The sequence below is a fragment of the Burkholderia sp. NFPP32 genome, from assembly GCF_900119325.1.
Taxonomy (GTDB): Bacteria; Pseudomonadota; Gammaproteobacteria; order Burkholderiales; family Burkholderiaceae; genus Burkholderia; species Burkholderia pyrrocinia_C.
This window is the reverse complement of the sequence record NZ_FPJP01000012.1, coordinates 199567-223927: the sequence shown is the minus strand read 5'-3', so window position 1 is coordinate 223927 and position 24361 is coordinate 199567. Positions and strand designations below refer to the sequence as shown.

Annotated in this window: 19 protein-coding genes; 10 read left to right on the top strand and 9 right to left on the bottom strand. The window is 69.1% G+C overall.

What is annotated here, in order from left to right:
* Positions 1-211: 211 nt before the first annotated feature.
* The 5 genes from apbC to BT264_RS22695 all read left to right on the top strand — a co-directional run bounded on the left by apbC (position 212) and on the right by BT264_RS22695 (position 5916).
* Positions 212-1303, top strand: a complete 1092-nt coding sequence (gene apbC / locus BT264_RS22715) for an iron-sulfur cluster carrier protein ApbC (protein WP_034178752.1) — start codon at positions 212-214, stop codon at positions 1301-1303.
* A 133-nt stretch (positions 1304-1436) separates the two neighbouring features.
* On the top strand, positions 1437-1973 hold the full coding sequence (sodC, locus tag BT264_RS22710; protein WP_072440927.1) for a superoxide dismutase [Cu-Zn]: 537 nt from the start codon (positions 1437-1439) through the stop codon (positions 1971-1973).
* 194 nt (positions 1974-2167) lie between these two features.
* Positions 2168-2737 (top strand): dCTP deaminase, encoded by a 570-nt coding sequence (gene dcd, locus BT264_RS22705; protein ID WP_006398615.1) that lies wholly within the window; start codon positions 2168-2170, stop codon positions 2735-2737.
* Positions 2738-2818: 81 nt separating this feature from the next.
* On the top strand, positions 2819-5098 hold the full coding sequence (locus tag BT264_RS22700; RefSeq protein WP_034178750.1) for an arginine/lysine/ornithine decarboxylase: 2280 nt from the start codon (positions 2819-2821) through the stop codon (positions 5096-5098).
* Positions 5098-5916: a lysozyme inhibitor LprI family protein gene (locus BT264_RS22695; protein WP_072440925.1), complete on the top strand. Its 819-nt coding sequence runs from the start codon at positions 5098-5100 to the stop codon at positions 5914-5916. The genes BT264_RS22700 and BT264_RS22695 overlap by 1 nt, the downstream gene beginning before the upstream one ends.
* Positions 5917-6021: 105 nt before the next feature.
* Here BT264_RS22695 and BT264_RS22690 read toward each other — a convergent pair whose 3' ends face one another.
* The 5 genes from BT264_RS22690 to BT264_RS22670 all read right to left on the bottom strand — a co-directional run bounded on the left by BT264_RS22690 (position 6022) and on the right by BT264_RS22670 (position 11928).
* On the bottom strand, positions 6022-6705 hold the full coding sequence (locus BT264_RS22690; RefSeq protein ID WP_072440957.1) for an HAD family hydrolase: 684 nt from the start codon (positions 6703-6705) through the stop codon (positions 6022-6024).
* 94 nt (positions 6706-6799) lie between these two features.
* On the bottom strand, positions 6800-8209 hold the full coding sequence (gene argH / locus BT264_RS22685) for an argininosuccinate lyase (protein ID WP_072440923.1): 1410 nt from the start codon (positions 8207-8209) through the stop codon (positions 6800-6802).
* An 88-nt stretch (positions 8210-8297) separates the two neighbouring features.
* Positions 8298-10643 (bottom strand): fimbria/pilus outer membrane usher protein, encoded by a 2346-nt coding sequence (locus BT264_RS22680; protein ID WP_256260694.1) that lies wholly within the window; start codon positions 10641-10643, stop codon positions 8298-8300.
* A gap of 34 nt (positions 10644-10677) precedes the next feature.
* Positions 10678-11388 carry a fimbrial biogenesis chaperone gene (locus BT264_RS22675; RefSeq protein WP_072440919.1) on the bottom strand — a complete coding sequence of 237 codons (711 nt, stop codon included), beginning with the start codon at positions 11386-11388 and terminating at the stop codon, positions 10678-10680.
* Positions 11389-11394: 6 nt separating this feature from the next.
* Complete coding sequence (locus BT264_RS22670; RefSeq protein ID WP_072440917.1) at positions 11395-11928, bottom strand: Csu type fimbrial protein; 534 nt, start codon at positions 11926-11928, stop codon at positions 11395-11397.
* A gap of 252 nt (positions 11929-12180) precedes the next feature.
* Between BT264_RS22670 and BT264_RS22665 the strand changes: the two genes are divergently transcribed.
* Positions 12181-13179, top strand: a complete 999-nt coding sequence (locus tag BT264_RS22665) for a Csu type fimbrial protein (RefSeq protein ID WP_072440915.1) — start codon at positions 12181-12183, stop codon at positions 13177-13179.
* 6 nt (positions 13180-13185) lie between these two features.
* Here BT264_RS22665 and BT264_RS22660 read toward each other — a convergent pair whose 3' ends face one another.
* Entirely contained in the window at positions 13186-13995 is an 810-nt protein-coding gene (locus BT264_RS22660; protein ID WP_034178744.1) for a helix-turn-helix transcriptional regulator, read from the bottom strand.
* Between the two features lie 263 nt (positions 13996-14258).
* Here BT264_RS22660 and BT264_RS22655 point away from each other — a divergent pair, with 263 nt between their 5' ends.
* Complete coding sequence (locus BT264_RS22655) at positions 14259-15011, top strand: class I SAM-dependent methyltransferase (protein ID WP_072440913.1); 753 nt, start codon at positions 14259-14261, stop codon at positions 15009-15011.
* Positions 15012-15148: 137 nt separating this feature from the next.
* On the opposite strand, the gene ppc is transcribed toward BT264_RS22655, so the two are convergent.
* A complete protein-coding gene (gene ppc, locus BT264_RS22650) occupies positions 15149-18163 on the bottom strand; it encodes a phosphoenolpyruvate carboxylase (protein WP_072440911.1) in 3015 nt (1004 codons plus the stop codon).
* Positions 18164-18370: 207 nt separating this feature from the next.
* Between ppc and hemC the strand changes: the two genes are divergently transcribed.
* The 3 genes from hemC to BT264_RS22635 are packed head-to-tail and all read left to right on the top strand — an operon-like array spanning position 18371 to position 22532.
* Positions 18371-19372: a hydroxymethylbilane synthase gene (gene hemC, locus BT264_RS22645; protein ID WP_072440910.1), complete on the top strand. Its 1002-nt coding sequence runs from the start codon at positions 18371-18373 to the stop codon at positions 19370-19372.
* Entirely contained in the window at positions 19372-21342 is a 1971-nt protein-coding gene (hemDX, locus tag BT264_RS22640) for a fused uroporphyrinogen-III synthase HemD/membrane protein HemX (RefSeq protein WP_072440908.1), read from the top strand. The genes hemC and hemDX overlap by 1 nt, the downstream gene beginning before the upstream one ends.
* A 2-nt stretch (positions 21343-21344) precedes the next feature.
* Positions 21345-22532 carry a heme biosynthesis protein HemY gene (locus tag BT264_RS22635; RefSeq protein WP_072440906.1) on the top strand — a complete coding sequence of 396 codons (1188 nt, stop codon included), beginning with the start codon at positions 21345-21347 and terminating at the stop codon, positions 22530-22532.
* Positions 22533-22650: 118 nt separating this feature from the next.
* On the opposite strand, the gene BT264_RS22630 is transcribed toward BT264_RS22635, so the two are convergent.
* Positions 22651-23016, bottom strand: a complete 366-nt coding sequence (locus BT264_RS22630; RefSeq protein WP_083534161.1) for a DUF4180 domain-containing protein — start codon at positions 23014-23016, stop codon at positions 22651-22653.
* A gap of 40 nt (positions 23017-23056) precedes the next feature.
* Positions 23057-24361: an MFS transporter gene (locus BT264_RS22625; RefSeq protein ID WP_072440902.1), complete on the bottom strand. Its 1305-nt coding sequence runs from the start codon at positions 24359-24361 to the stop codon at positions 23057-23059.

The following is a 24361-nucleotide window of genomic DNA, read 5'->3' as shown; positions in this document are numbered from 1 at the left end:
TGGCTGTTCGGACAGCGCGACGCGTCAGCCTCTACAATATAGGCGGTTAGTGGCCGATTTGGCCCCATAGCGTGCCGCACGCGAAGAGTGCGCCGGGTCGCGCGTTCGCGCAATGGCATGCAACAGATTCTTTCACTTTTCCCGATTTTCGCAGCGTAATTTGATATTTTTTGACGTTTGCGCGCGAAAAAAACGTTTTCACGGAGTTTCGATGAGCATTGACCGGGCACAAGTCGACGCCGCACTGGCGGCTGTCGTCGACCCCAATACCGGCCGGCCGTATGCGGCGAACAAGGGCGTGCGCAACGTCGCGATCGACGGCGATGTCGTGGCGCTCGACGTGGTGCTCGGTTATCCCGCGCGCAGCCAGCACGACGACGTGCGCGCACGCGTTGCGGCGGCGCTCCAGGCAGTGCCGGGCGTGCGCGACGCGCGCGTCGCCGTGTCGCAGGAGATCGTCGCGCACACGGTGCAGCGCGGCGTGAAGCTGCTGCCGAACGTGAAGAACATCGTCGCGGTGGCGTCGGGCAAGGGCGGTGTCGGCAAGAGCACGACGGCCGTGAACCTCGCGCTCGCGCTCGCCGCGGAAGGCGCATCGGTCGGCATTCTCGACGCCGACATCTATGGCCCGTCGCTGCCGACGATGCTCGGCATCCACGGCCAGCGCCCCGAGTCGCCCGACAACCAGTCGATGAACCCGCTCGTCGGCCACGGGCTGCAGGCGAACTCGATCGGCTTCCTGATCGAGGAAGACAACCCGATGGTGTGGCGCGGCCCGATGGCGACCTCCGCGCTCGAGCAGTTGCTGCGCCAGACCAACTGGCGCGAGCTCGACTACCTGATCGTCGACATGCCGCCCGGCACGGGCGACATCCAGTTGACGCTCGCGCAGCGCGTGCCCGTCACGGGCGCGGTGATCGTCACGACGCCGCAGGACATCGCGCTGCTCGACGCGAAGAAGGGCCTGAAGATGTTCGAGAAGGTCGGGATTCCGATCCTCGGCATCGTCGAGAACATGAGCATCCACATCTGCTCGAACTGCGGCCACGAGGAGCACATCTTCGGCGCCGGCGGGGCTGAGCGAATGGCGAAGGACTACGATGTGAACGTGCTCGGCAGCCTGCCGCTCGACATCGCGATCCGCGAGCGGGCCGACAGCGGCACGCCGACGGTCGCGGCCGATCCGGACGGCGCGCTGGCGCGGCGCTACCGCGACATCGCACGCGGGGTCGCGCTGGCGATTGCCGAGCGCGCGCGCGACATGACGTCGAAGTTCCCGACCATCGTTGTTCAAAATACGTAAAACCCTTGCGGGGCGGGGCCTCACGCTGTTTACGGCGCCGCGAGGCGCGGTATCATGGCGACTTTTCCCGGGTCCCTTTACCCGCCCGGCACGGCCGCCGTGTCAAACGGCCGTCAGCCGGCATGAGGATCGAATGAAACAACGACATCACGGGGTGCGCGCCGGCCGCGCGCGGCACGCGCTGCTGGCCGTCGCCGCGCTGGGCCTGCTGGCCGGCTGCACCTCCTTTTCCTCGTCGCACGAAAAACGGGCCGACGCACAACTGCAGCCGACGGTCGGCTCGCAGGCGCGCGGCGCGGTGACGTTCGTCGAGCGTCCGGACGGCGTCCAGGTCACCTACAACCTGGTCGGCCTGCCGCCGAACAGTGATCACGCGCTGCAGGTGCACGAGCGCGGCGACTGCAACGCGGGCGACGGCTCGAGCGCCGGCCAGGTGTTCGCGCCGGCCGCCGACCGTCTGCGCGCGGGCGCCCGCGTCGCCGGCGACCTCGGCAACATCCATGCGGATGCGAACGGTGTCGCGGCCGGCTTCATCGTCGCTCCCGATCTGGCCCTCGATGGCGTGCGCTCGGCGATGAGCCGCGCGGCGCTGGTGCACCGCGACCCGGGCGATCCCGCGTTTGCGCAGCATGGCGCGGGGCCCGCGCTCGCCTGCGGCGTGATCCGCTGACGGCTGCCGCGTGCGCGGGCCGATGATCGCGTAAAATGTCCGCCTTCCCGGCCGCCGCCTCGCGCGAGCGGCCGTTCCCGACTGTCACGCAGCGTTTCCTGGCGCCCCGATATGAATCGACCCCCACGCTCACTTTGTTCGCTGCCCCCCGAGGGGGCGGTCAGCCTCCTTGGGACGGCCCGGCGGAGGCTCACATGAGCATCAAGTCCGACAAGTGGATTCGGCGCATGGCCGAAGAGCACAAGATGATCGAGCCGTTCGTGCCCGATCAGGTTCGCGCGTCCGAGGATGGCCGCCGGATCGTCAGCTACGGCACGTCGAGCTATGGCTACGACATCCGCTGCGCAGACGAATTCAAGATCTTCACGAACATCAACTCGACGATCGTCGATCCGAAGAACTTCGACGAGGGTTCGTTTGTCGATTTCAAGGGCGACGTGTGCATCATCCCGCCGAACTCGTTCGCGCTGGCCCGCACCGTCGAATATTTCCGCATCCCGCGCACCGTGCTGACGGTCTGCCTCGGCAAGTCGACCTATGCGCGCTGCGGGATCATCGTCAACGTGACGCCGTTCGAGCCCGAGTGGGAAGGCTACGTCACGCTGGAATTCTCGAACACCACGCCGCTGCCCGCGAAGATCTACGCGAACGAAGGCGTCGCGCAGGTGCTCTTCTTCGAGAGCGACGAAGTGTGCGACGTGTCGTACGCCGATCGCGGCGGCAAGTATCAGGGGCAGCGCGGTGTCACGCTGCCGAAAACCTGATCTGGTTGCATATCGTCTCACCAGTTTCCGGGTGACCGCTGCGCGTGACGCGCCGCGGTCGTTCTTTTTGGAGAATCGCCCATGAAGTTTCGTTTCCCCGTCGTCATCATCGACGAAGATTTCCGCTCCGAGAACATCTCGGGCTCCGGCATCCGGGCGTTGGCCGAAGCGATCGAGAAAGAGGGCGTCGAAGTCCTCGGCCTCACGAGCTACGGCGATCTGACGTCGTTCGCGCAGCAGTCGAGCCGCGCGTCGTGCTTCATCCTGTCGATCGACGACGACGAACTCATGCTCGGCGAAACCGGCCCGGACGGCGAGCTGCCCGAGCTCGCGACCGCGATCATCGAGCTGCGCGCGTTCGTCACCGAAGTGCGCCGCCGCAACGCGGACATCCCGATCTTCCTGTACGGCGAGACGCGCACGTCGCGGCATCTGCCGAACGACATCCTGCGCGAGCTGCACGGCTTCATCCACATGTTCGAGGACACGCCGGAGTTCGTCGCGCGCCACATCATCCGCGAGGCGAAGGTCTATCTCGACTCGCTCGCGCCGCCGTTCTTCAAGGAACTCGTCAAGTACGCGGACGAAGGCTCGTACTCGTGGCACTGCCCGGGCCACTCGGGCGGCGTCGCGTTCCTGAAGAACCCGCTCGGCCAGATGTTCCACCAGTTCTTCGGCGAGAACATGCTGCGCGCGGACGTCTGCAACGCGGTGGACGAACTCGGCCAGCTGCTCGATCACACGGGCCCGGTCGCGGCGTCCGAGCGCAATGCGGCGCGCATCTTCAGCGCCGATCACCTGTTCTTCGTGACCAACGGCACGTCGACGTCGAACAAGATCGTCTGGCACGCGACGGTGGCGCCCGGCGACATCGTGCTGGTCGACCGCAACTGCCACAAGTCGATCCTGCACGCGATCACGATGACGGGCGCGATTCCGGTGTTCCTGACGCCGACGCGCAACCATTTCGGCATCATCGGGCCGATCCCGCGCGACGAATTCAAGCCGGAGAACATCCGCAAGAAGATCGAGGCGAACCCGTTCGCGCGCGAGGCGCTGCGCGAGAACCCGGACATGAAGCCGCGGATCCTGACGATCACGCAGAGCACGTACGACGGCGTCGTCTACAACGTCGAGATGATCAAGGACCTGCTCGGCGACCTGCTCGACACGCTGCACTTCGACGAAGCGTGGCTGCCGCATGCGACGTTCCACGATTTCTACCGCGACATGCACGCGATCGGCGACGGCCGCCCGCGCACGGGCGCGCTCGTGTTCGCGACGCACTCGACGCACAAGCTGCTCGCCGGCATCTCGCAGGCGTCGCAGATCGTCGTGCAGGATTCGGAGAACCGCACGTTCGACAAGCATCGCTTCAACGAGGCGTACCTGATGCATACGTCGACGAGCCCGCAGTACGCGATCATCGCGTCGTGCGACGTCGCGGCCGCGATGATGGAGCCACCGGGCGGCACCGCGCTCGTCGAGGAATCGATCGCCGAGGCGATCGACTTCCGCCGCGCGATGCGCAAGGTCGATGCCGAATACGGCGACGACTGGTTCTTCAGCGTGTGGGGCCCCGACAACCTGTCGGAAGAGGGCATCGGCTCGCGCGACGACTGGATGCTGAAGCCGAACGACCACTGGCACGGCTTCGGCCCGCTCGCGGAAGGCTTCAACATGCTCGACCCGATCAAGGCGACGATCATCACGCCGGGGCTCGACGTCGACGGCGAGTTCGGCGAGACGGGCATTCCGGCCGCGATCGTCACGAAGTACCTGGCCGAGCACGGGATCATCGTCGAAAAGACCGGCCTGTATTCGTTCTTCATCATGTTCACGATCGGCATCACGAAGGGCCGTTGGAACTCGATGGTGACCGAGCTGCAGCAGTTCAAGGACGACTACGACAACAACCAGCCGCTGTGGCGCGTGCTGCCGGAATTCGTCGCGCAGCATCCGCGCTACGAGCGCGTCGGCCTGCGCGACCTGTGCACGCAGATCCACGACGTGTACCGCGCGAACGACATCGCACGCCTGACGACCGAGATGTACCTGTCGGACATGGAACCGGCGATGAAGCCGTCGGACGCGTTCGCGAAGCTCGCGCACCGCAAGATCGACCGCGTGCCGCTCGACGAGCTCGAAGGCCGCGTGACGAGCATCCTGCTGACGCCGTACCCGCCGGGCATTCCGCTGCTGATCCCGGGCGAGCGCTTCAACAAGACGATCGTGAACTACCTGCGGTTCGCGCGCGACTTCAACGAGCGTTTCCCGGGCTTCCACACCGACATCCACGGCCTCGTCGCGGAAGAGGTGAACGGCCGCGTCGAGTACTACGTCGACTGCGTGCGCGACTGATGGCGACGCACGGACGATTCCGGGCGATGCGCGCGGCGGTGGCCGCGCTCGTCGTCTGGGCGGCAGGGGCGGCGGGGCTGGCGGGGTCGGGCGTCGCACACGCGGAAGTCGCGGCGGCCGACCCGATCGACGTCGCGATGCGGCAATGCCTCGCGCGGCGCGACCGGTCGTCGACGGCCGGCCAGATCCAGTGCATGGGCGAAGCACAGCAGCAGTGGCAGGCGGTGATGGACGGCGCGTACCAGCGCCTGTTGAAGGATGCACCGGCCGATGCGAAGCGCGGCTGGCAGGACAGCCAGCGCCGCTGGGTCACGTGGCGCAAGGATGAAGTCCTTCTGCTGAAGGCCGTGTACGACACGACGCGCGGCACCGCGTACACGATGTCGAGCGCCGACATGCAGTTGCAGCCTGTGCGCGATCGCGCGCTGGCGCTGCGCGGCGCGGCCGATCGTTATGCGCCGCTGCCCGCCGCCGTACCGGTCGCGGCCACGAGCGGCACGAGCGCGGCCGAGGGCGGGGCCGCGTCGAACGGCAAGCCGGCTGCGAACGCACCGCGCGATCCGGCCGTGCGTCGCGTGCGGCCGTGCGAACAGGATGCCGCGTGCGAGCACGCGTTGTTCGACCTGAACCGCTATTACCAGAAGCTGCGCCGCAAGATGCCTGCGCATTCGGCCGCGACACTGGTGCGCGCGCAGCGCGCGTGGGTCGCGTTCCGCGATGCGACGGCGCCGCTCGTCGGCGAGGACGGGCGCGTCGACCTGATCGGCGCGCGCATCGCGACGATGAAGCGGCTGTCGGAGACGGCCGGCAACAACTAGAAGCCGTCGCGACGTCAGTCGTTCGGCGGCAACGCAAAACGGGCACCTTGGGTGCCCGTTTGCATTCGGCGGTGCGCAACGCACCGTGTTTCGCGCTCGCGTGCGCTACGCGGGCTTCTGCGTATCGTACCGGCCGAACCACGACGGCACGAGCGCGACCGCATCGTCGAGCGACGCGAGCACGTGCAGGCTCAGCGCGACGATTTCGGGCGTCGGCGCCTTCAGGTCGGGCACGGTGACGACCGACGCGCCGGCGCCGGCGGCCGATTGTGCACCGAAGTCGCTGTCCTCGAACGCGACGCACGTATGTGCCGGCACGCCGAGGCGTTCGGCCGCGAGCCGGTAGACGGCCGGGTCGGGCTTGCCGCGCGCGACTTCGTCGCCGCCCGCGATCGCGCGGAAGAACGGCAGCACGCCGACCGCGTCGAGCCGCGCGCGGATCACGTCGCACGCGGACGACGACGCTACCGCGCACGGGATGCCGGCCTGCGCGAGCGTGTCGAGCAGCGCGAACGCGCCGGGCTTCAACGGGAACTTCGGATGGGGCTCGGGCGCCGCGAGCTGTTCGCGTACGCGGATGCGCACGGCGTCGAACGTATCCGGGTTTCCGATCAGCCGGGCCAGGATGACCTGGCCCTCGGCGAACGAGCGGCCGACGATCTGCAGGTAGTCGGTGGCCGTCAGCACGACACCGTGTGCGCTCGACACGTCGATCCACGTGTTCATGATGGTCCGCTCGGAATCGACGAGCAGGCCGTCCATGTCGAAGAGTGCGGCGGAAAAGGTCATCGGCGGCATTCGGGAAGCGGGGCAGGCAATGGGCGGCGCGACGGCCGCCCGAATGAAAAACGGACGCCGAAGGCGTCCGTCCGGGACAACGGGCTTACCGGCCGAGCGTGGCGCGGGCGGCCTTGACCGCCGCGCGCACCTGGTCGGGTGCGGTACCGCCCGGATGGTTGCGGCTGGCGACCGAACCCTCGAGCGTCAGGTAGCCGAACACGTCGTCGCCGATCAGGTGCGCGACGTTCGGCAGTTCCTGCTTCATCTCGTCGAGCGTCAGGTCGGCGAGATCGATGCCGCGGTCGTCGCAGATCCGCACCGCGTGCGCGACGGCTTCGTGCGCGTCGCGGAACGGCAGGCCGCGTTTCACGAGATAGTCGGCGAGGTCGGTGGCGGTCGAGAAGCCCTGCAGCGCGGCTGCGCGCATCGCGTCCGGCTTCACGGTGATGCCCGCGACCATTTCGGCGAAGATCCGCAGCGTGTCGGCGACGGTGTCGACCGTGTCGAACAGCGGTTCCTTGTCTTCCTGGTTGTCCTTGTTGTACGCGAGCGGCTGGCCCTTCATCAGCGTCAGGAGCGCCATCAGGTGGCCGTTCACGCGGCCCGTCTTGCCGCGCGCGAGCTCGGGCACGTCCGGGTTCTTCTTCTGCGGCATGATCGAGCTGCCGGTGCAGAAGCGGTCGGCGATGTCGATGAAGCCGACGCGCGGGCTCATCCACAGCACGAGTTCTTCGGAGAAACGTGACACGTGCGTCATCACGAGCGCGGAAGCCGCCGTGAATTCGATCGCGAAATCGCGATCCGACACGGCGTCGAGCGAGTTCGCGCAGATGCCGTCGAAGCCGAGCGTCTTCGCGACCGCGTGACGATCGATCGGGTAGCTCGTGCCCGCGAGTGCGGCCGCGCCGAGCGGCAGGCGGTTCACGCGCGTGCGGCAGTCGCGCATGCGCTCCGCGTCGCGCGAGAACATCTCGACGTACGCGAGCAGGTGGTGGCCGAACGTGACGGGCTGCGCGACCTGCAGGTGCGTGAAGCCCGGCATGATCGTGGCGGCGTTCTGTTCCGCGAGGTCGAGCAGCGCGCCGCGCAGGTCGTTCAGCAGGCCGCCGATGCGGTCGATCTCGCCGCGCAGCCACAGGCGGATGTCGGTCGCGACCTGGTCGTTGCGCGAGCGGCCCGTGTGCAGGCGCTTGCCGGCATCGCCGATCAGCGCGGTCAGGCGCGCCTCGATGTTCAGGTGGACGTCCTCGAGATCGAGCTGCCATTCGAATTCGCCGCGCTCGATCTCGCCCTTGATCTGCGCCATCCCGCGTTCGATCGCGGCCAGGTCGTCGGCGCTGATGATCTTCTGCGCGGCGAGCATGTTCGCGTGCGCGAGCGAGCCGGCGATGTCGACGAGCGCGAGGCGCTTGTCGAAAAACACCGACGACGTGTAGCGCTTGACCAGCTCCGACATCGGTTCCGAGAAGCGGGCCGACCAGGCCTCGCCCTTTTTGTGCAGTTGGGACGTCATGGCGATTCTTCGAAGGGGAGTTGGGCGGCGTGCGCCGCCGAGGGAATCCCGCAATTCTAACATTCGCGGGCCTGGCGGCCGGCGCGGGCTAGCGGGGCGTGCAGGTCAGCGGGCCGATCCGCGGCAGCGTGCCGTCGTCCGGCCGCCGGTACGCAAACGCGACGACGCAGTCGTGGCCGCCGCCGGAGATTTCCAGGTGGTTGTTCGCGACCAGGCCGTCGACGAACGTGAGGCCGTCGTAGCCGACGATCGTGCGCTGGCCGCTTTCGACGTGCACGACGTCGAGGCCGGGCGGCAGCGGCGCGCCGTCCGGCGTGCGCAGCTCGATCGACGCCGCGCGGTAGCGCGTGACCGGGAAGCGCGCGAGCACGCCCGAGCGGGCCTGCGGCACGACGTCGAGCGTCGTGTCCGCGAGGCGCGCATCGGCCGGCAGCGTCGTGCCGTCGATCGCGACGCGATTGTGCTGGTACGCGCTCAGATCGGGGACCAGCAGGTAGCCCGTGCGGTCGGTCTCGCCGATCGGCCGGTTCTGGTGCAGCACCGGCACGCGCCCGGCATCGGTCGACACGAGCGCGAAGCCGTCGTCGATGCGGCGCGACGTCAGTAACTGGCCGTTCATCAGCACGAGCGCGCCGGTCACGTCGACCGACGCGTCGCGCTGCCCGCCGAACGACTGTCCGAGCAGCGTGACCTGGCCCGCGCGGCCCAGGTATTGCAGCTGCCCCTGGCCGTAGCGCAGCGGGCCGTTCTCGCCGGCCTGCACGTTCCAGCCGAAGCCGCCGTCGTAGTCGGGCGCGCGCGACGCGCTGACCGCGCGGGCCGCCTCGCCGTTCTGCCGGCCGACGCTCGCCGCGACCGACGTGTTGTCGCCGAGGCCGACGCTCAGGCTGACGAAGAAGCCACGCGCGTTGTGCTGCCGGAAATCCTGGAATGCGCTGACGGTCATCGACGCGAGCATCCCGAAGTTGACCGACCACGCCGCCGAGCCGATCCGCGATGCAGGCGCGCCCGGGTATTTGAGGCCGAGATAGCTGAACGACAGCGTCTGCGCGCGGAGGAACGGGAACGACACCGTCACGCGGTCGCTGATGGTCGCGACCGGCGTGCCTTCGCGCGCGCCGAGGTCGCCGTAGCCGCCGAACGCGCGCAGCGTTTGCGCGTCGACCGAGAAGCGCGGCGTCACGTACTGGTAGCCGAGGCCGGCTTGCGCGCCGGAGAAGCGCCCGGCGCTGACGGCCAGCGACGCGTTCGCGACGCCCCCGCCGCCGATGCGCGCGAGCACGCCCGCGCCGGCGTTGTAGACGCCGCTCGTCGCCTCGGCGTGCGCCTCGGCCGTCAGCCGCTCGGTGACGCCGTAGCGCACCGATCCGCTCGCGGCCGGCGTGCGCGCATAGTCGAACGCGTCCTGGCCGTATGCGCGGCGCAGGAAGCCCGCCTCCACCGAATAGCTGGCGAGGCCGGGCGCGAGCAGGCGCGTGTCGACGTAGAGCGGGATCGACGTGGCGATCGTGCGGCCGAGCGCGTCGCGTGTGATCACCGTTGCGTTGCCGGCGCCGGTGATGCCCGGCACGCTGTTGATCACGAACGGGCCGCCCGGCACGTTGCCGCTGAACTGGCGCACGTTGTTCACGTACAGGTCGACCGCCGATGGCACGACCGCGCTGCCCGACAGCGCCGGCACCGGGAAGGTCACGAGATCGGGGCGCAGGCCGAAGTTGCTGCGCCACTGCACGCCGCCGATGCGCAACGAGCGGGTCCACGACAGCGACGACGAGATGGTGTCGCCGAATTGGGTCGTCGTGAGCGTGCGCGGGTCGGACACCGTCCACGACGTGTCGTAGCGCATGTAGCGTTGCCCGTCGCGACGGAAGTAGCCGATGCCGGTGTTGCTGAACACGCCGGCCGGATCGAAGTAGCGCGCCTCGGTCCACACCGCGAGCGGCGAATGCGCGGCGGTCTGCGCGTATGCGTCGTAGTTCAGCACGATGCCCCGGCCGGACGTCGCGGGCGGCGTGGCGGCGAGCCCGCGCGCGTCGAACGTGTGCGGAATGCGCAGCGCGTCGGGCACGTGCAGGTCGATCGTCTGGCGGCCCGGATCGTAGTCGTAGCGCAGGCCGGCAAGCGCGTCGAGCGCGACCGGCGTGTTCGACAGCGGCTGCGCGCGGCCGCCGCTGGCGATGCCGAAGTCGTTCAGGTCGGCCGACGCCGCGAACAGGTGCCCGTCGGCCTGCCGGAAGCGCGCGATCCGGTGGGTCGGCTCGCCGTTGATCGACACGTCGAGGTACAGCACGCCGGGCTCCGGGGCGGCGGAAGGGGGCAGCTCGGGGGCCGGCTGCGCGCCTGCGGTGCCCGCGCGCAGCGCCAGCGTGAGGGCGGCGAGCCACGCGTATCGCCTGGCAGGCGTCGTTCGATTGGCATGTCGCGTCGTCGGCACGCGCAACGGGGGCGGGAGGGCGCCAGCGCCGGATTCAGCGCGGCGTCAGCCGGGCCTCGACGGGTTGCGTATTTACTGTCGCGCGGACTTTCACGAACGGCGACGGGCGCGCGTCGAGCTTGAGCGGCCAGTGCCGCATGCTGCCGGCCAGTGCGTAGCCGAGCAGCCCGCGCGCGACTTCGTGCGCGTTGCCGTGCGCATCGACGAGCTGCACCGCGGAGAGCTGCGCGCGCCGGCCGCCGAGATTCGCGACCGACAGCCGCAGGCCCTGCGAATCGGCCTCGATGCGCCAGTCGAGCTGCGGCGGGGTGGGCGGTGCGGCGGGTTCGACGAACACCGGCACCGAGTAGCGCACGCGGATCGTGATGCCGTTCTGCGCCGGTGTGCCGGGCGCGGGCAGCTCGTCGATCAGCACGCGATAGCTTTCCTCCGTGACCGGGCTCGCGCGCGTGGTGCGCACGAGGCGGATCAGCTGCTCGGCGTTCGCGCTGATCTGCAGCAACGGCGGCGACGCGGCGAGCGAATCGGTCGGCGTCAGCACGTCCTCGCCGTTCTCCTGCGTCCAGCGGAACGTGCGCACCTGGCCGTAGATCGGCTGCACGCCCGAATTGCTGAGCGTGACGCCCGCCGCCGTGACCGACGGCGACAGCTCGAGCGTTACCGGCGAAATCTGCAGCGTCGCGGCCGGCGCGGTTGCAGCCGACGCGGCGCACAGCGCGGCGACAAAACAGGGGCCGATCGCCACGGCGGGTCAGAAGTAGACGGTCGCGGTGACGGTGGCCTGGTAGGTGTCCGGTGTCGGGGTGGCTTGCGTCTGCACCTGACCGTATACGTTGATCGTCTGGGCGGAGCCGTTGCCGGTGCCGCCGACGGTGTCGGTGCCCTGCGTGTTCCCCCAGATCGTCGTGTGGCCGCTGTCCTGGAACAGCTGGAAACCGACCGTCGTACCCGTGTTGCCGCTGGTCGTGCCGGCCATCAGCCGCGCGCTGACCGTCGAGCCGGAGACGCCGCCGGCGTCGAGCCCGACGTTGTAGGGCGTCGTGTTGCTGCAGGTGATGGAGAGCGTGGTCTGCTGGTTGATCGCGGACGTCAGTACGCCCGAGGCGCCGAAGGCGAGCGGGTTCACGCTGACCGAGCAGTTCGCCTGGATGGTCAGCGTGACGTTGAATTGCGCGGTGGCGGTGCCGTTGGAATAGACGGCGGCGGCGGCAGGGCGCCAGGCCGGCGTGAGTGCGATGGTCGCCGCGATGGCGGTGGACAGCCCGTGACGCGTGATGGCGTTCATTGTGATGATCTCCAGCCGTTCTGGGCATGTCGCCCCGGCCTGCAGTGCCCGAACCGCGTGATTCGACGTGTCGACCGAACCGCACATTCGTCTGACTAGATTACTCTACGCATTTGGTTGCATGCAATGATAGAAATGAGGACTAATTCGCATTGTCTGAATATTGTGCGGGCGGGCGGCTTGATCTGGATCAACGGTTGGGGCGGCAGCCGGGCAGCGACCGGAGCGAATGCTTTTCTATCGGGGGAAACCATGGCGGAGCGGCGGGGCGTGCGGGCTTACCGGTATCTGCATCGGGTGGCGTGCTGGCTGCTGGCCGCGCTGCTGTGCGGGCCGTGGCTGTCCGCGCAGGCGGACAGCTGCACGGTGAGCGCGCAGACGACGAGCTTCGGTTCGGTCAGCCCGATCACGCAGGCAGCGTACACGACGACCAGCACGGTGGGCGTAACGTGCACGTGGGATACGTTGAGTCTCAACACGACCGCGCTGGTCTGCCTGAATCTCGGCGCCACGAGCCCGCGCGCGATGACGAACGGGGCCAACCAGATGCAGTACGACCTGTACCAGGACAACGGCTATACGCAGGTCTGGGGCGCGGTCGCCAGCGGCACGACGCCGATGTCGGTCACGCTGGCGAAGCCGGGGATCGGCACGAGCGCGAATGCGACCCTGACCGTTTACGGCCGCATCGCGCCGAACCAGCCGACCGTGCCGAGCGTGAACAACAGCAGCACGCTCTACTCGCAGACGTTCGCCGGGAACCAGGCGTCGTACAGCTACAACTTCGCACTGCTCGGCATCCAGCTGGTGCCATGCACGTCGCAGGCGTCGGCGGGCACGTTCGCGTATTCGACGAACGCGACCATCGTGAACAATTGCTTCATCAGTGCGACGAATGTTGCGTTTCCCGCAACGGGCGTGCTCGCGTCGGCGCTGACGGCGAGCGGCTCGATCAGCGCGCAATGCACGAACGGCGATGCGTTCCAGATCGCGCTGAACGGCGGCAGCAGCGGCAACGTGGCGGCCCGCACGATGCAGCGCTCGGGCGGCGGCGGCTCGGTCGGCTATCAGCTCTACCAGGACAGCGGCTTGACGACGCCATGGGGCGACGGCACCGGCGGCACGTCGATGGCGACCGGCACCGGCAGCGGGTTCGCGCAGGCGCTCACCGTCTACGGTCGCGTGCCCGCGCAGGCGACGCCCGCGCCGGGCAACTACAGCGACACGATCACCGCGACGATCAGTTTTTGAGCCGGCTCAGTCGCGCACCAGCACGACTAGCTTCAGGTCCTCGCGGTGCGCGGGCTTCAGCGTGATCTGCTGGTACACGAGGCGGCCGTCGGCCGGATGGTCGAATTCGCGCAGGCCGCCTTCGCGCTCGAACACGTCCTGCGACGCCCAGTACTGCGCGAATGCGTCGCTGCCGGCAGTCAGCGCGTCGATCAGCGCGCGCGTCGGCGCGTCGGCCAGGTGGCGGATCGAATCGGCGCGGAATTCGGCCGCGAGGCGCCGCGCGCGGGTTTCCCAGTCGACGATCAGCGTGCGCGCGGCCGGCGACATGAACGTGAAGCGCAGCAGGTTGCGGTCGTGCTCGCCGTCGAGCCAGCCGGAAAACAGCGCGGCGGCCGGCGCATTCCACGCGAGCGCGTTCCATTGCCGGTCGAGCACGTACGCGGGTGTCGCGATCGCCGCGACGGTCGCGGCGAGCGTTGGCGGCAGGTCGCCGCCCGCGACGTCGGGCTCGGCCGGATCGCGCTGCGCGGCCAGTTCGAACAGGTACGCGCGCTCGGCCTTCGACAACTGCAGCGCGACGGCGATCCGCGCGAGCGCGTCGGCCGACGCCGACACCGGGCGGCCCTGTTCGATCCACGTGTACCAGGTCGGGCTGACGCCGCACAGTTGCGCGACTTCCTCGCGCCGCAGCCCCGGCGTGCGGCGGCGCGGGCCGGGCGGCAGGCCGACGGCCTGCGGCGACAGCCGCTCGCGGTGGGCGCGGATGAATTCGCCGAGCGCGCGGGCGGGCGTGGCATCGAGCGGCGGGACGGGAGCGGAGGACGGCTGGTTCATGCGGAAACGGCGAAGTGGGGGCGAGGGCGCGGCAACGATCAGACAGGTGTATCAAATACCAGAATAACTGCTTAACTTGTACTGGTACAAACGCAGGCCTATTGTAGCGGCTCGCGCGCTGGCAGGCAGCGGGCGTCCCACAAAACGCGTTGCAGGGGCCGGAACAAGCGCCGAAGCGCCGACTCCGGCGCGACCGCGCAAGGCATGGGACCGAAGTAAGCGCTAAAGCGCCAACTCCGGTCGACAGCACAAAGGAGCGAACGATGAAACATCACGACCAGGTCGCCGACGCATTCGGCACGACGGCCGCCGCCTATCTGACCAGCACGGTCCACGCGACGGGCGCCGATCTGCAGACGCTCGCCGACGCGGTGCGCGCGACGCCCGATGCCGCCGTGCTCGATCTCGGCTGCGGTGCCGGCCACGCGAGCTTCGCGGTCGCGCCGCACGTGCGCGACGTGGTTGCATACGATCTCGCCGCGCCGATGCTCGCGACCGTCGACGCGGCCGCGCGCGAGCGCGGGCTCGCGAACATCCGCACGCAGCAGGGCCCTGCGGAACGGCTGCCGTTCGACACGGCGACGTTCGACTGGGTCGTGAGCCGGATGAGCGCGCACCACTGGCACGACATGCGCGCGGCGCTCGCCGAGGTGCGCCGCGTGCTGAAACCGGGCGGACGCGTGCTGATGATCGACATCGCGGGCAACGACCATCCGCTGCTCGACACGTACCTGCAGGCGGCCGAAGTGCTGCGCGACGCGTCGCACGTGCGCGACTACCGCGCGGACGAATGGCTCGCGATGTTCCGCGATGCCGGTTTCGACGCGCACGTGCACAGCCGCTGGCGGCTGCCGATCGATTTCGACACGTGGGTCGCGCGCATCCGCGCGCCGGCCGACAGCGTCGCCGGCATTCGCGCGCTGTGGGCACATGCGCCCGACGAGGTGCGCGGCTACTACGGGGTGCGGCCCGACGGTTCGTTCGAGCATGACGCGCTGCTGATCGACGCGCATTGACCGGGCCAGCCGGTGCGGCACGCCGATGCGCGCCGGCCTTCCGATGAAAAAAGCCGCGATACGCACCGTGGGTACGGTGGCGTAGCGCGGCTTTTGCGATGCCGGCTGGCGCGGAACGGGTCCGCGCCGCATGCGGATCAGCCCGTGTTGCGCAGGCCGGCCGCGATCCCGTTGATCGTCAGGTGAATCCCGCGGCGCAGCCGCGCGTTCGTGTCGCCCGCGCGGTGACGCTTGATCAGCTCGACCTGCAGGTGATTCAGCGGATCGAGGTACGGGAAGCGGTTCTTGATCGAGCGCGCGAGCAGCGGGTTGGTCGCGAGGCGGCCTTCGTGCCCGGTGATTTCCGCCAGCGCGTTCGACGTGCGCTCCCATTCCGCGACGATCCGCTCGAACACGTGCTTGCGCAGCTTGCGGTCGGAGACGAGCTGCGCGTAGCGCGACGCGACCGCGAGGTCGGTCTTCGCCAGCACCATGTCCATGTTCGACATCAGGTTCGAGAAGAACGGCCAGGTCTTGTTCATCTTCTTCAGCAGCGCGACGCGCTTCGTGCGCTCGGCTTCATCCTGTGCGCCGTCGAGATACGCGCTCACCGCGCTGCCGAAGCCGTACCAGCCCGTCAGCAGCAGCCGGCACTGGCCCCACGAGAAGCCCCACGGAATCGCGCGCAGATCCTCGATCTTGCGCTGCTTCGGATCCTGCAGCTTGCGCGAAGCCGGGCGGCTGCCGATGTTCAGCTCGGCGATCTCGGTGATCGGCGTCGACGAGAAGAAGTAGTCGGTGAAGCCGGGCGTCTCGTACACGAGCGCACGGTACGCGGCCATCGCCGAGTCGGACAGCGTCTGCATCGCAGCCTCGAACGCGGGCAGTTGCGCAGGGGCGTTCGACTGCGGCAGCAGCGACGCCTCGAGCGTCGCGGCGACGACCGTCTCGAGGTTGCGCCGGCCGATCTCGGGGTTCGCGAACTTGCTCGCGATCACCTCGCCCTGTTCGGTCAGGCGGATCTGGCCGTTCACGGTGCCCGGCGGCTGCGACAGGATCGCCTGGTAGGTCGGGCCGCCGCCGCGGCCGACCGTGCCGCCGCGGCCGTGGAACAGCCGCAGCGTGATCTTGCGGTCGCGGAACAGGTCGACGAGCGCGAGTTCCGCGCGATACAGCTCCCAGTTCGACGTGAGGAAGCCGCCGTCCTTGTTGCTGTCCGAGTAGCCGAGCATCACTTCCTGCTCGGCGCCCTGGTGCGCGATCAGCGCGTCGACGCCCGGCAGTGCGAAGTATTCGCGCATGATGCGCGACGCGTCGCGCAGGTCGGGGATCGTCTCGAACAGCGGAATCACCATCAGGCTGTTCCTTGCATGGCCGCCGGGCACGCCGAGCGCGCCTTCGAGCAGCCCGGTCTCCTTCTGCAGCAGCAGCACCTCGACGAGGTCGCTGACGGTTTCCGTATGCGAAATGATGTAGTTGCGTACCGCGCGCGCGCCGAATTGCGCGCGCACCTCGCGCGCTTTCTCGAACACGCCGAGCTCGCTCTGCGCGAGTGCCGAGTATTCGAAGTACGGCGAGCGCAGCGGGCGCGGATCGGCGAGCGCGGCGAGCAGCACGCGGAGTTTGTCTTCCTCGGCGAGCGCCGCGTAGTCGGCCTCGACGCCCGCGCGTGCGAACAGTTCGGCGACCACCGCTTCATGGATGTCGGAGCTCTGGCGCAGGTCGATGCTCGCGAGATGGAAGCCGAACACTTCGGCCGCGCGCACGAGCGGCGCGAGGCGCGGCGCGGCGAGCGACGTACCGTGGTGTTCGTCGAGCGACGCGGTCAGCACCTTCAGGTCGGCGACGAACGCTTCGGAATCCTCATACGGGATCGCACGCACGGGCGGCGCGCCGCGGCCCGCGCTGCGCACGGGCACCGTGCCTTCGCCCAGGCGCACGCGTGCGCTCGCGGCGAGCCGCGTATAGATGCCGATCAGCGCGCGGCGATACGGTTCGTCGACGCGGTGCGGCGACTGGTCGGGCGATGCGGCCGCGAGCGCCTTCACGCCATCGCTCGCGCCGACCAGCAGGTTCGACACCGACAGCTCGGCGCCGAGCTTGTGCACCTGTTCCAGATAGTGCTCGAGGATCACCGCGGCCTGGCGGTTGATCGCCTCGTCGAGCGTCGGCGCCGTCACGTTCGGGTTGCCGTCGCGATCGCCGCCGATCCAGCTGCCCATCTGGAAGAACGCGGGCACGCGCGCGGACAGGCCGTGCTCGGCGAGCGCGGCCTCGATGTCGCCGTACAGCGCGGGCAGCTCGTCGAGGAACGTCGCGCGGTAGTACGACAGCGCGTTCTCGATCTCGTCGCCGACCGTCAGGCGCGCGTCGCGCAGCATGCGCGTCTGCCACAGCGCGGTCACGCGCGCGCGCAGCATCGATTCGTTGTGCTGGCGCTCGCGCGCGGTCAGCTCCTGGTCGCGCTCGGCGAGCAGGCGCGCGATGTCGTGCTGCGCGTCGAGGATGCTCTTGCGCTGCACCTCGGTCGGGTGCGCGGTCAGCACCGGCACGATCAGCGCATCGTCGAAGAAGCGCTGCAGCAGGCGCTTCGACGCGTTGCCGGTCGTTTTCAGCTGATCGAGCGCGTACGCGACCGTGCCGGGCTGCGGCGCGGAGCCGGCCAGCGCGTGGATGCGGCGGCGGCGGTTGTGGTGGCGGTCTTCCGCGATGTTCGCGAGATGCGAGAAATAGCTGAACGCGCGCACGACGCTCACCGTCTGCTCCGGCGTCAGCTTGCGCAGCTTCTTCTCGAGCGTCTGCGCGGCTTCGCTGTCGTCCTCGCGGCGGAACTTGACCGCGGTCTGGCGGATCGTCTCGACGACGTCGAACACGGTGTCGCCTTCCTGCTCGCGCACGACGTCGCCGAGCAGGCGGCCGAGGAAGCGGATGTCCTCGAACAGCGGGCCGTCCTTGTCCTCGCGCGTGCGCGTGCCGGACTTCGGCGCGCCGGCCTTGCGGGCAGCGGGGCCGGCGGCTTTCGTCGTGCGTTTTGTCTGACGTATCGGGTCTTTCGGTTTCGTTGCCGTTTTCGCACGGCCGTTCGCGGCGGTGGCGACGGTGTCCGTCGGGGCGTCGGAGGAGGACAGGGCAGCATTGCGGCGCGCCGTACGCGCCGATCCGGAAGACTTCACGATGGGTTTCCTTGGGAAAGCTCGAGTCAAAAGGAACTGCGAAACTGCGGGAACTGCGGTCAAGCAACCAGCTACGTGCGGCACATCCGCGCATCGGCGCCGCGACCCGCTCGGCGGCCGGCCGGGCGCAGGCTCCGGGCCCGGGCGGGCCGGGGCGTGCGTGCTACCATTGTTCGGTCTTCAATCCCGTCCTTCGATGTTCCAGCAATGAATTCCGAGACCCTTGCGGCCGGGCCGCAACAGGCACAGCCGCCCGCGACGTTGACGATTGCTTCGCGCGAGAGCCGCCTGGCGATGTGGCAAGCCGAACATGTGCGTGATGCGCTGCGCAAATTATATCCAGCTTGTGACGTGAAAATCCTCGGGATGACGACTCGCGGCGACCAGATTCTCGATCGCACGCTGTCGAAGGTCGGCGGCAAGGGCCTGTTCGTGAAGGAACTGGAGAGCGCGCTGGCCGACGGCCGCGCCGATCTCGCCGTGCATTCGCTGAAGGACGTGCCGATGGCGCTGCCCGACGGCTTCTCGCTTGCCGCGATCATGGAGCGCGAGGACCCGCGCGACGCGTTCGTGTCGAACGACTACGCGTCGCTCGACGCGCTGCCGGCCGGCGCGGTCGTCGGCACGTCGAGCCTGCGCCGCGAAGCGATGCTGCGCGCGCGCTATCCGCACCTCGACGTGCTGCCGCTGCGCGGCAATCTCGATACGCGCCTCGCGAAGCTCGACCGTGGCGACTACGCGGCGATCATTCTCGCTGCGGCCGGCCTGAAGCGCCTGGGCCTCGAAGCGCGGATCCGCACACTGCTCGACGTCGAGACCAGCCCGCCCGCGGCCGGCCAGGGTGCGCTCGGCATCGAGATCGCCGCGCACCGCGACGACGTCGCCGCATGGCTCGCGCCGCTGCACGACCCGCGGACCGCGCTCGCGGTCGAGGCCGAGCGGATGGTGTCGCGCGCGCTCGGCGGCAGCTGCGAGGTGCCGCTCGCCGCGCACGCGGTGTGGCGCGCGGGCGAACTGTACCTGACGGGCCGCGTGTCGACGACCGACGGCAAGCGTGTGCTGACGGCCGAGGAGTGCGCAGCCGTCGTGACCGTCGCCGATGCGCTCGCGCTCGGCCGCGCGGTGTCCGACGAACTCGAGGCGCAAGGCGCGCTCGACATCGTCAAGGCGCTGCTCGCCGGCTCGCAGGCCGGCAAGGGCGACGCCTGATGGCGGGCGGCGCGCGCGCGTTCACCGCTGTCCTGACGCGTCCGGACGGCCAGTCGGACGCGCTTGCGTCGCAGCTGGCCGATGCCGGCTGCGACGTGCTCGAATTCCCGCTGATCGACATCGCGCCGGTCGACGATCCGGCGCCGCTCGACGCCGCGTTCGCGGCGCTTGCCGACTACGCGCTCGTGATTTTCGTGTCGCCGAACGCGATCGATCGCGCGCTCGCGCAGTACGGCGCGATCTGGCCGAATGCGCTGCCGGTCGGCGTCGTCGGGCCCGGCAGCGTCGCGGCGCTCGAGCGGCACGGCATCGCGGCGCCCGCGCATCGCGTGATCGCGCCGCAGGCGCCGGCCGACGGCGGCGTGCCCCGTTACGATTCGGAAAGCCTGTTCGCGTGCATCGAGGCCGCGTTCGGCGGCGCGCACGCGCTGGCGGCCAAGCGCGTGCTGATCGTGCGCGGCGACGGCGGGCGCGAATGGCTTGCCGACCGGCTGGGCGAGGCCGGCGCGGACGTCACGCTCGTCGCCGCGTACCGGCGCGTCGTGCCCGAGCCGCGCGTCGGCGCATGGGAGCGCGTGCACGCGCTGCTCGACGGCGCACCGCATGCGTGGCTCGTCACGAGCTCGGAAGGCGTGCGCAACCTGCACGAACTCGCGCGGGCGCACCTGAACGATGCCGAAATCGACGCGCTGAAGCATGCGCCGCTCGTGACGCCGCACCCGCGGATCGAGCAGACCGCGCGCGCATTGGGTTTTGATAGGATTACGCTGACCGGCGCGGGCGATGAGCGCATCGTCCGCGCGTTTCGAACGATGGCCGACGAGGCCGTCCAACCGGCGACAGCCGCACCGGTGACTAAACGCATGACAGATACCAACGATTCCAAAAGCGTCGCTTCCCAGCCGGCCGCTGCATCCGCACCGCCGTCCAGTTCCCCTTATCTCGCGCCCGAGCCGCGCGCGCGCCGCGGTGGCAGCGCGCTGCTGTGGTTCGTCGTCGTCGTGCTCGGCTGCGCGGCGGGCGTCGGCGGCTATGCGCTGAACCGCAAGATCGACCGGCTCGACGGCACGTTCGTCGCGCGCCAGAAGGCGCTCGACGCGCAGGCGGCCGAGACGCGCATGAAGACCGAGCAGGCGCTCGCGAGCACGCACCAGGTCGACACGCAGCTCGCGCAGCTCGACGGCAAGCTCGCCGACGCGCAGAGCGCGCAGCAGGCGCTGCAGCAGCAATACCAGGACCTGTCGCGCAACCGCGATGCGTGGATGCTCGAGGAAGTCGACCAGATGCTGTCGAGCGCGAGCCAGCAGCTTCAGCTGACGGGCAACACGCAGCTCGCGCTGATCGCGCTGCAGAACGCCGACGCGCGTCTCGCGACGTCGCAGAGCGCACAGGCCGTCACGGTGCGCAAGGCGCTCGCGCTGGACATCGAGAAGCTGAAGGCCGCGCCGGCGGCCGATCTCACGGGCCTCGCGATCAAGCTCGACGACGCGATCGCCAAGATCGACGCGCTGCCGCTGTCCGGCGAGGCGATCGTGCCGCATGCGGCGCCGAAGGCCGCGCCGGCCGCCGCCGCATCGACGGCCGTGGCAGGCGAGCCGCGCTGGAAGGTCTGGTGGCACGACTTCTCGGCCGGCCTCGGCCAGCAGTTGAAGGGCCTCGTGCAGGTGCGCCGGATCGACAACGCGGACGCGATGCTCGCGTCGCCCGACCAGGGCTACTTCGTGCGCGAGAACGTGAAGCTGCGCCTGCTCACCGCGCGGCTGTCGCTGCTCGCGCGCAACGACGGCGCGATGAAGGCCGACCTGCACGCCGCGCAGGCGGCGCTCGGGAAGTATTTCGATCAGGCGTCGAAGGACACGCAGACCGTCGAGGATCTGCTCAAGCAGGTTGACGGCGCATCGCTGACGGTCGCGGTGCCGAACCTGAACACAAGCCTGAACGCCGTTCAGCAGTTCAAGAGCCGGGGGTAACGATGACGCTTCGAGGAATCGTCTGGCTCGCGATCCTGTTCGCGATCGCCGCGGCGCTCGCCACCGTCGGCCGTTTCGACGCGGGGCAGGTGCTGCTCGTCTATCCGCCGTACCGGATCGACGTGTCGCTGAACCTGTTCGTGATCGCCATCGTCGTGCTGTTCATCGCCGTGTATGCGCTGCTGCGCATCGTGCGCAACATCTGGCGCATGCCGCAGCGGGTCGCCGCGTATCGTGCGCGTTCGCGCAACGAGAAGGCGCAGGCGTCGCTGCGCGATGCAATCTCGAACCTGTACGCGGGCCGGTTCTCGCGCGCGGAGAAGGCCGCGCGCGACGCGCTGTCGGTCGACGCGAACCTGGGTGCCGCGAGTCTCGTCGCGGCCACCGCTGCGCACCGGATGCACGAGTACACGCGCCGCGACGACTGGCTGTCGAAGGTCGATGCACCCGAATGGCAGGACGCGCGCTTGCTCGCCGCGGCCGACATGCGCGCGGACGCGCGCGATGCCGACGGCGCGCTTGCCGCGCTGGCCGACATGCAGGCGGGCGGCAAGCGCATCCATGCGCAGCAGGTTGCGCTGCGCGCGCAGCAGCAGTTGAAGAACTGGGCCGAGGTGCTGAAGCTCGCGAAGGCGCTCGAGAAGCGCGAGGCGCTGCATCCGGCCGCGGCCGTGCGGCTGCGCCAGCAGGCCGCGGAAAACCTGCTGCGCGAACGCCGGCACGACCCCGACGCGTTGCTCGAGGTGTGGCAGTCGCTGTCGCCGGCCGAGCGCCAGTCGCCGCGTCTTGCCGATCTCGCGGCCGATCTGCTCGTGTCGCTCGAGCGTCGCAACGAAGCGCGCCGCATCGTCGAGGAAGCGCTCGCGCACAACTGGGACGCACGCCTGCTGCGCCGCTACCCGGACACGGCCGGCGCGGACGCGCTGCCGCTGATCCAGAAGGCGGAAGGGTGGAAGAAGGATCACCCGGAGGATGCCGACCTGCTGTTCGCGCTCGGCCGTCTCTGCCAGCAGCAGCAACTGTGGGGCAAGGCGCAATCGTTCCTCGAAGCGGCGCTGAAGCTGGCCGACAACGAGGCGCTGAAGGTGCGTGCGCATCGCGCGCTCGCGCGTCTGTTCGAGCAGCTCGGCGAAACCGACAAGGCCGCGAAGCACTACCGCGAAAGCGCGCTCGCGATTACCGTGGTTTGACGCAAGCCGCGGCCGCCTGCTGCCGGCGGCCCGCTGCGCCGCGCAAAATGCCCCGAAAGCCGATCGGCTTTCGGGGCATTTTTTGTTCGTTGCGAGCCGGCGCCGGACGCTTTATACGCTACGCACCGAGCCTGCGCAGCAGGTCGTCCTCGTTCGCGGCGAACCACACCGATTTCCCGCGGTTGGACTCGCGAACGAGCGCGCGTAGCGCTTCGCTGCGCGCGAGCCAGCGGTCGATGTCGCCGACCACGCCGAGCCGCACGCCGTAGTTGACGAGTTTCTGCAGTACCGCGCCGGCCAGTCCGCTGTCGAGCCGGTAGAAGTCGTCGTGCAGCGCGTCGGCGGGGACCGCGACCCAGTCGGCTTCATGCTCGTGCGCGAGCGCGACGAGGTCGAGCGCATCGCTTTCCCGCTGCACGCGGCCGGCGGAAGGATCCAGGACCAGTACGCGGCTGTCGGCCGCCTGAACGATTCGGTGGGGCACGAGGGTTGGCTCCGTCGACATGATCGTTATGCCCCGCGCATCACTTGTCGACCAGCCGCTTCGGCACCGACAGCGCGAGCAGCCCGCCGAGCACGAGGAACCCCGCGAGCATGTACATGCCCGCATCGTTGACGCCCGTCGCCTGCTTGAGCCAACCCATCAGGTAGGGGCTCAGGAAGCCCGCGAGGTTGCCGATCGAGTTGATCATCGCGATGCCGGCCGCGGCGGCCGCACCGCCGAGGAACGCGGTCGGCAGGCTCCAGAACAGCGGCAGCGTCGTCAGGATGCCGATCGTCGCGAGCGTGAGGCCGAGCATCGCGAGCGCGGTCTGGTGCGCCCAGATCACCGACAGCACGAGCCCCAGCGCACCGATCGCGGCCGGAATCGCGAGGTGCCAGCGGCGCTCGCGGCGCTTGTCCGCGCTGCGCGCGATCAGGATCATCGCGACCACCGCAGCCGCATACGGAATCGCCGACAGCAGGCCGATCGCGAACGTGTCGGTGACGCCCGTCGCCTTGATGATCGTCGGCAGCCAGAAGCCGACGCCGTAGAGCCCCATCACGAACGAGAAGTAGATCAGCGCCATCAGCCACACGCGCGGGCTCGACATCACGGCGCCGAGCGGCAGGTCTTCCTTCGTCGCTTCCTCCGCATCGACGTTGCGCGCGAGCAGCGCCTTTTCGTCGTCGGTCAGCCAGTTCGCCTTCGCGATCCGGTCGTCGAGCTTGAGAAACACGAGCACGCCGACCAGCACCGACGGGATGCCTTCCAGCAGGAACAGCCATTGCCAGCCGTGCCAGCCGCTCACGCCGTCGAACGCTTTCAGGATGAAGCCCGACAGCGGCCCGCCGATCACGCCGGACAAGGCGACTGCCGTCATGAAGAAGGTCGTCATCCGGCCGCGCCGGTGCGCGGGATACCAGTAGGTGAGGTACAAAATCACGCCGGGGAAGAAGCCGGCTTCGGCGAGCCCGAGCAGGAAGCGCATCACGTAGAACATCGTGGGTGTCGTGACGAACATCGTCAGGATCGAGATCACGCCCCACGTCGCCATGATGCGTGCGATCCACACGCGCGCGCCGACCTTGTGCAGGATGATGTTGCTCGGCACCTCGAAGAGGAAATAGCCGAAGAAGAAGATCCCGGCGCCGAGCCCGTAGACGGTGTCGCTCAGGTTCAGGTCGCTCGCCATCTGCAGCTTCGCGAACCCGACGTTCACGCGGTCGAGATACGCGACCACGTAGCACAGCAGCAGGAGCGGCGTGAGCCTCCACGACACCTTGCGGTAGGTTGCTTCCTCGAATGCGCCGGACGAACCCGGCAGCGATTGCGTCGATGTTGCCAT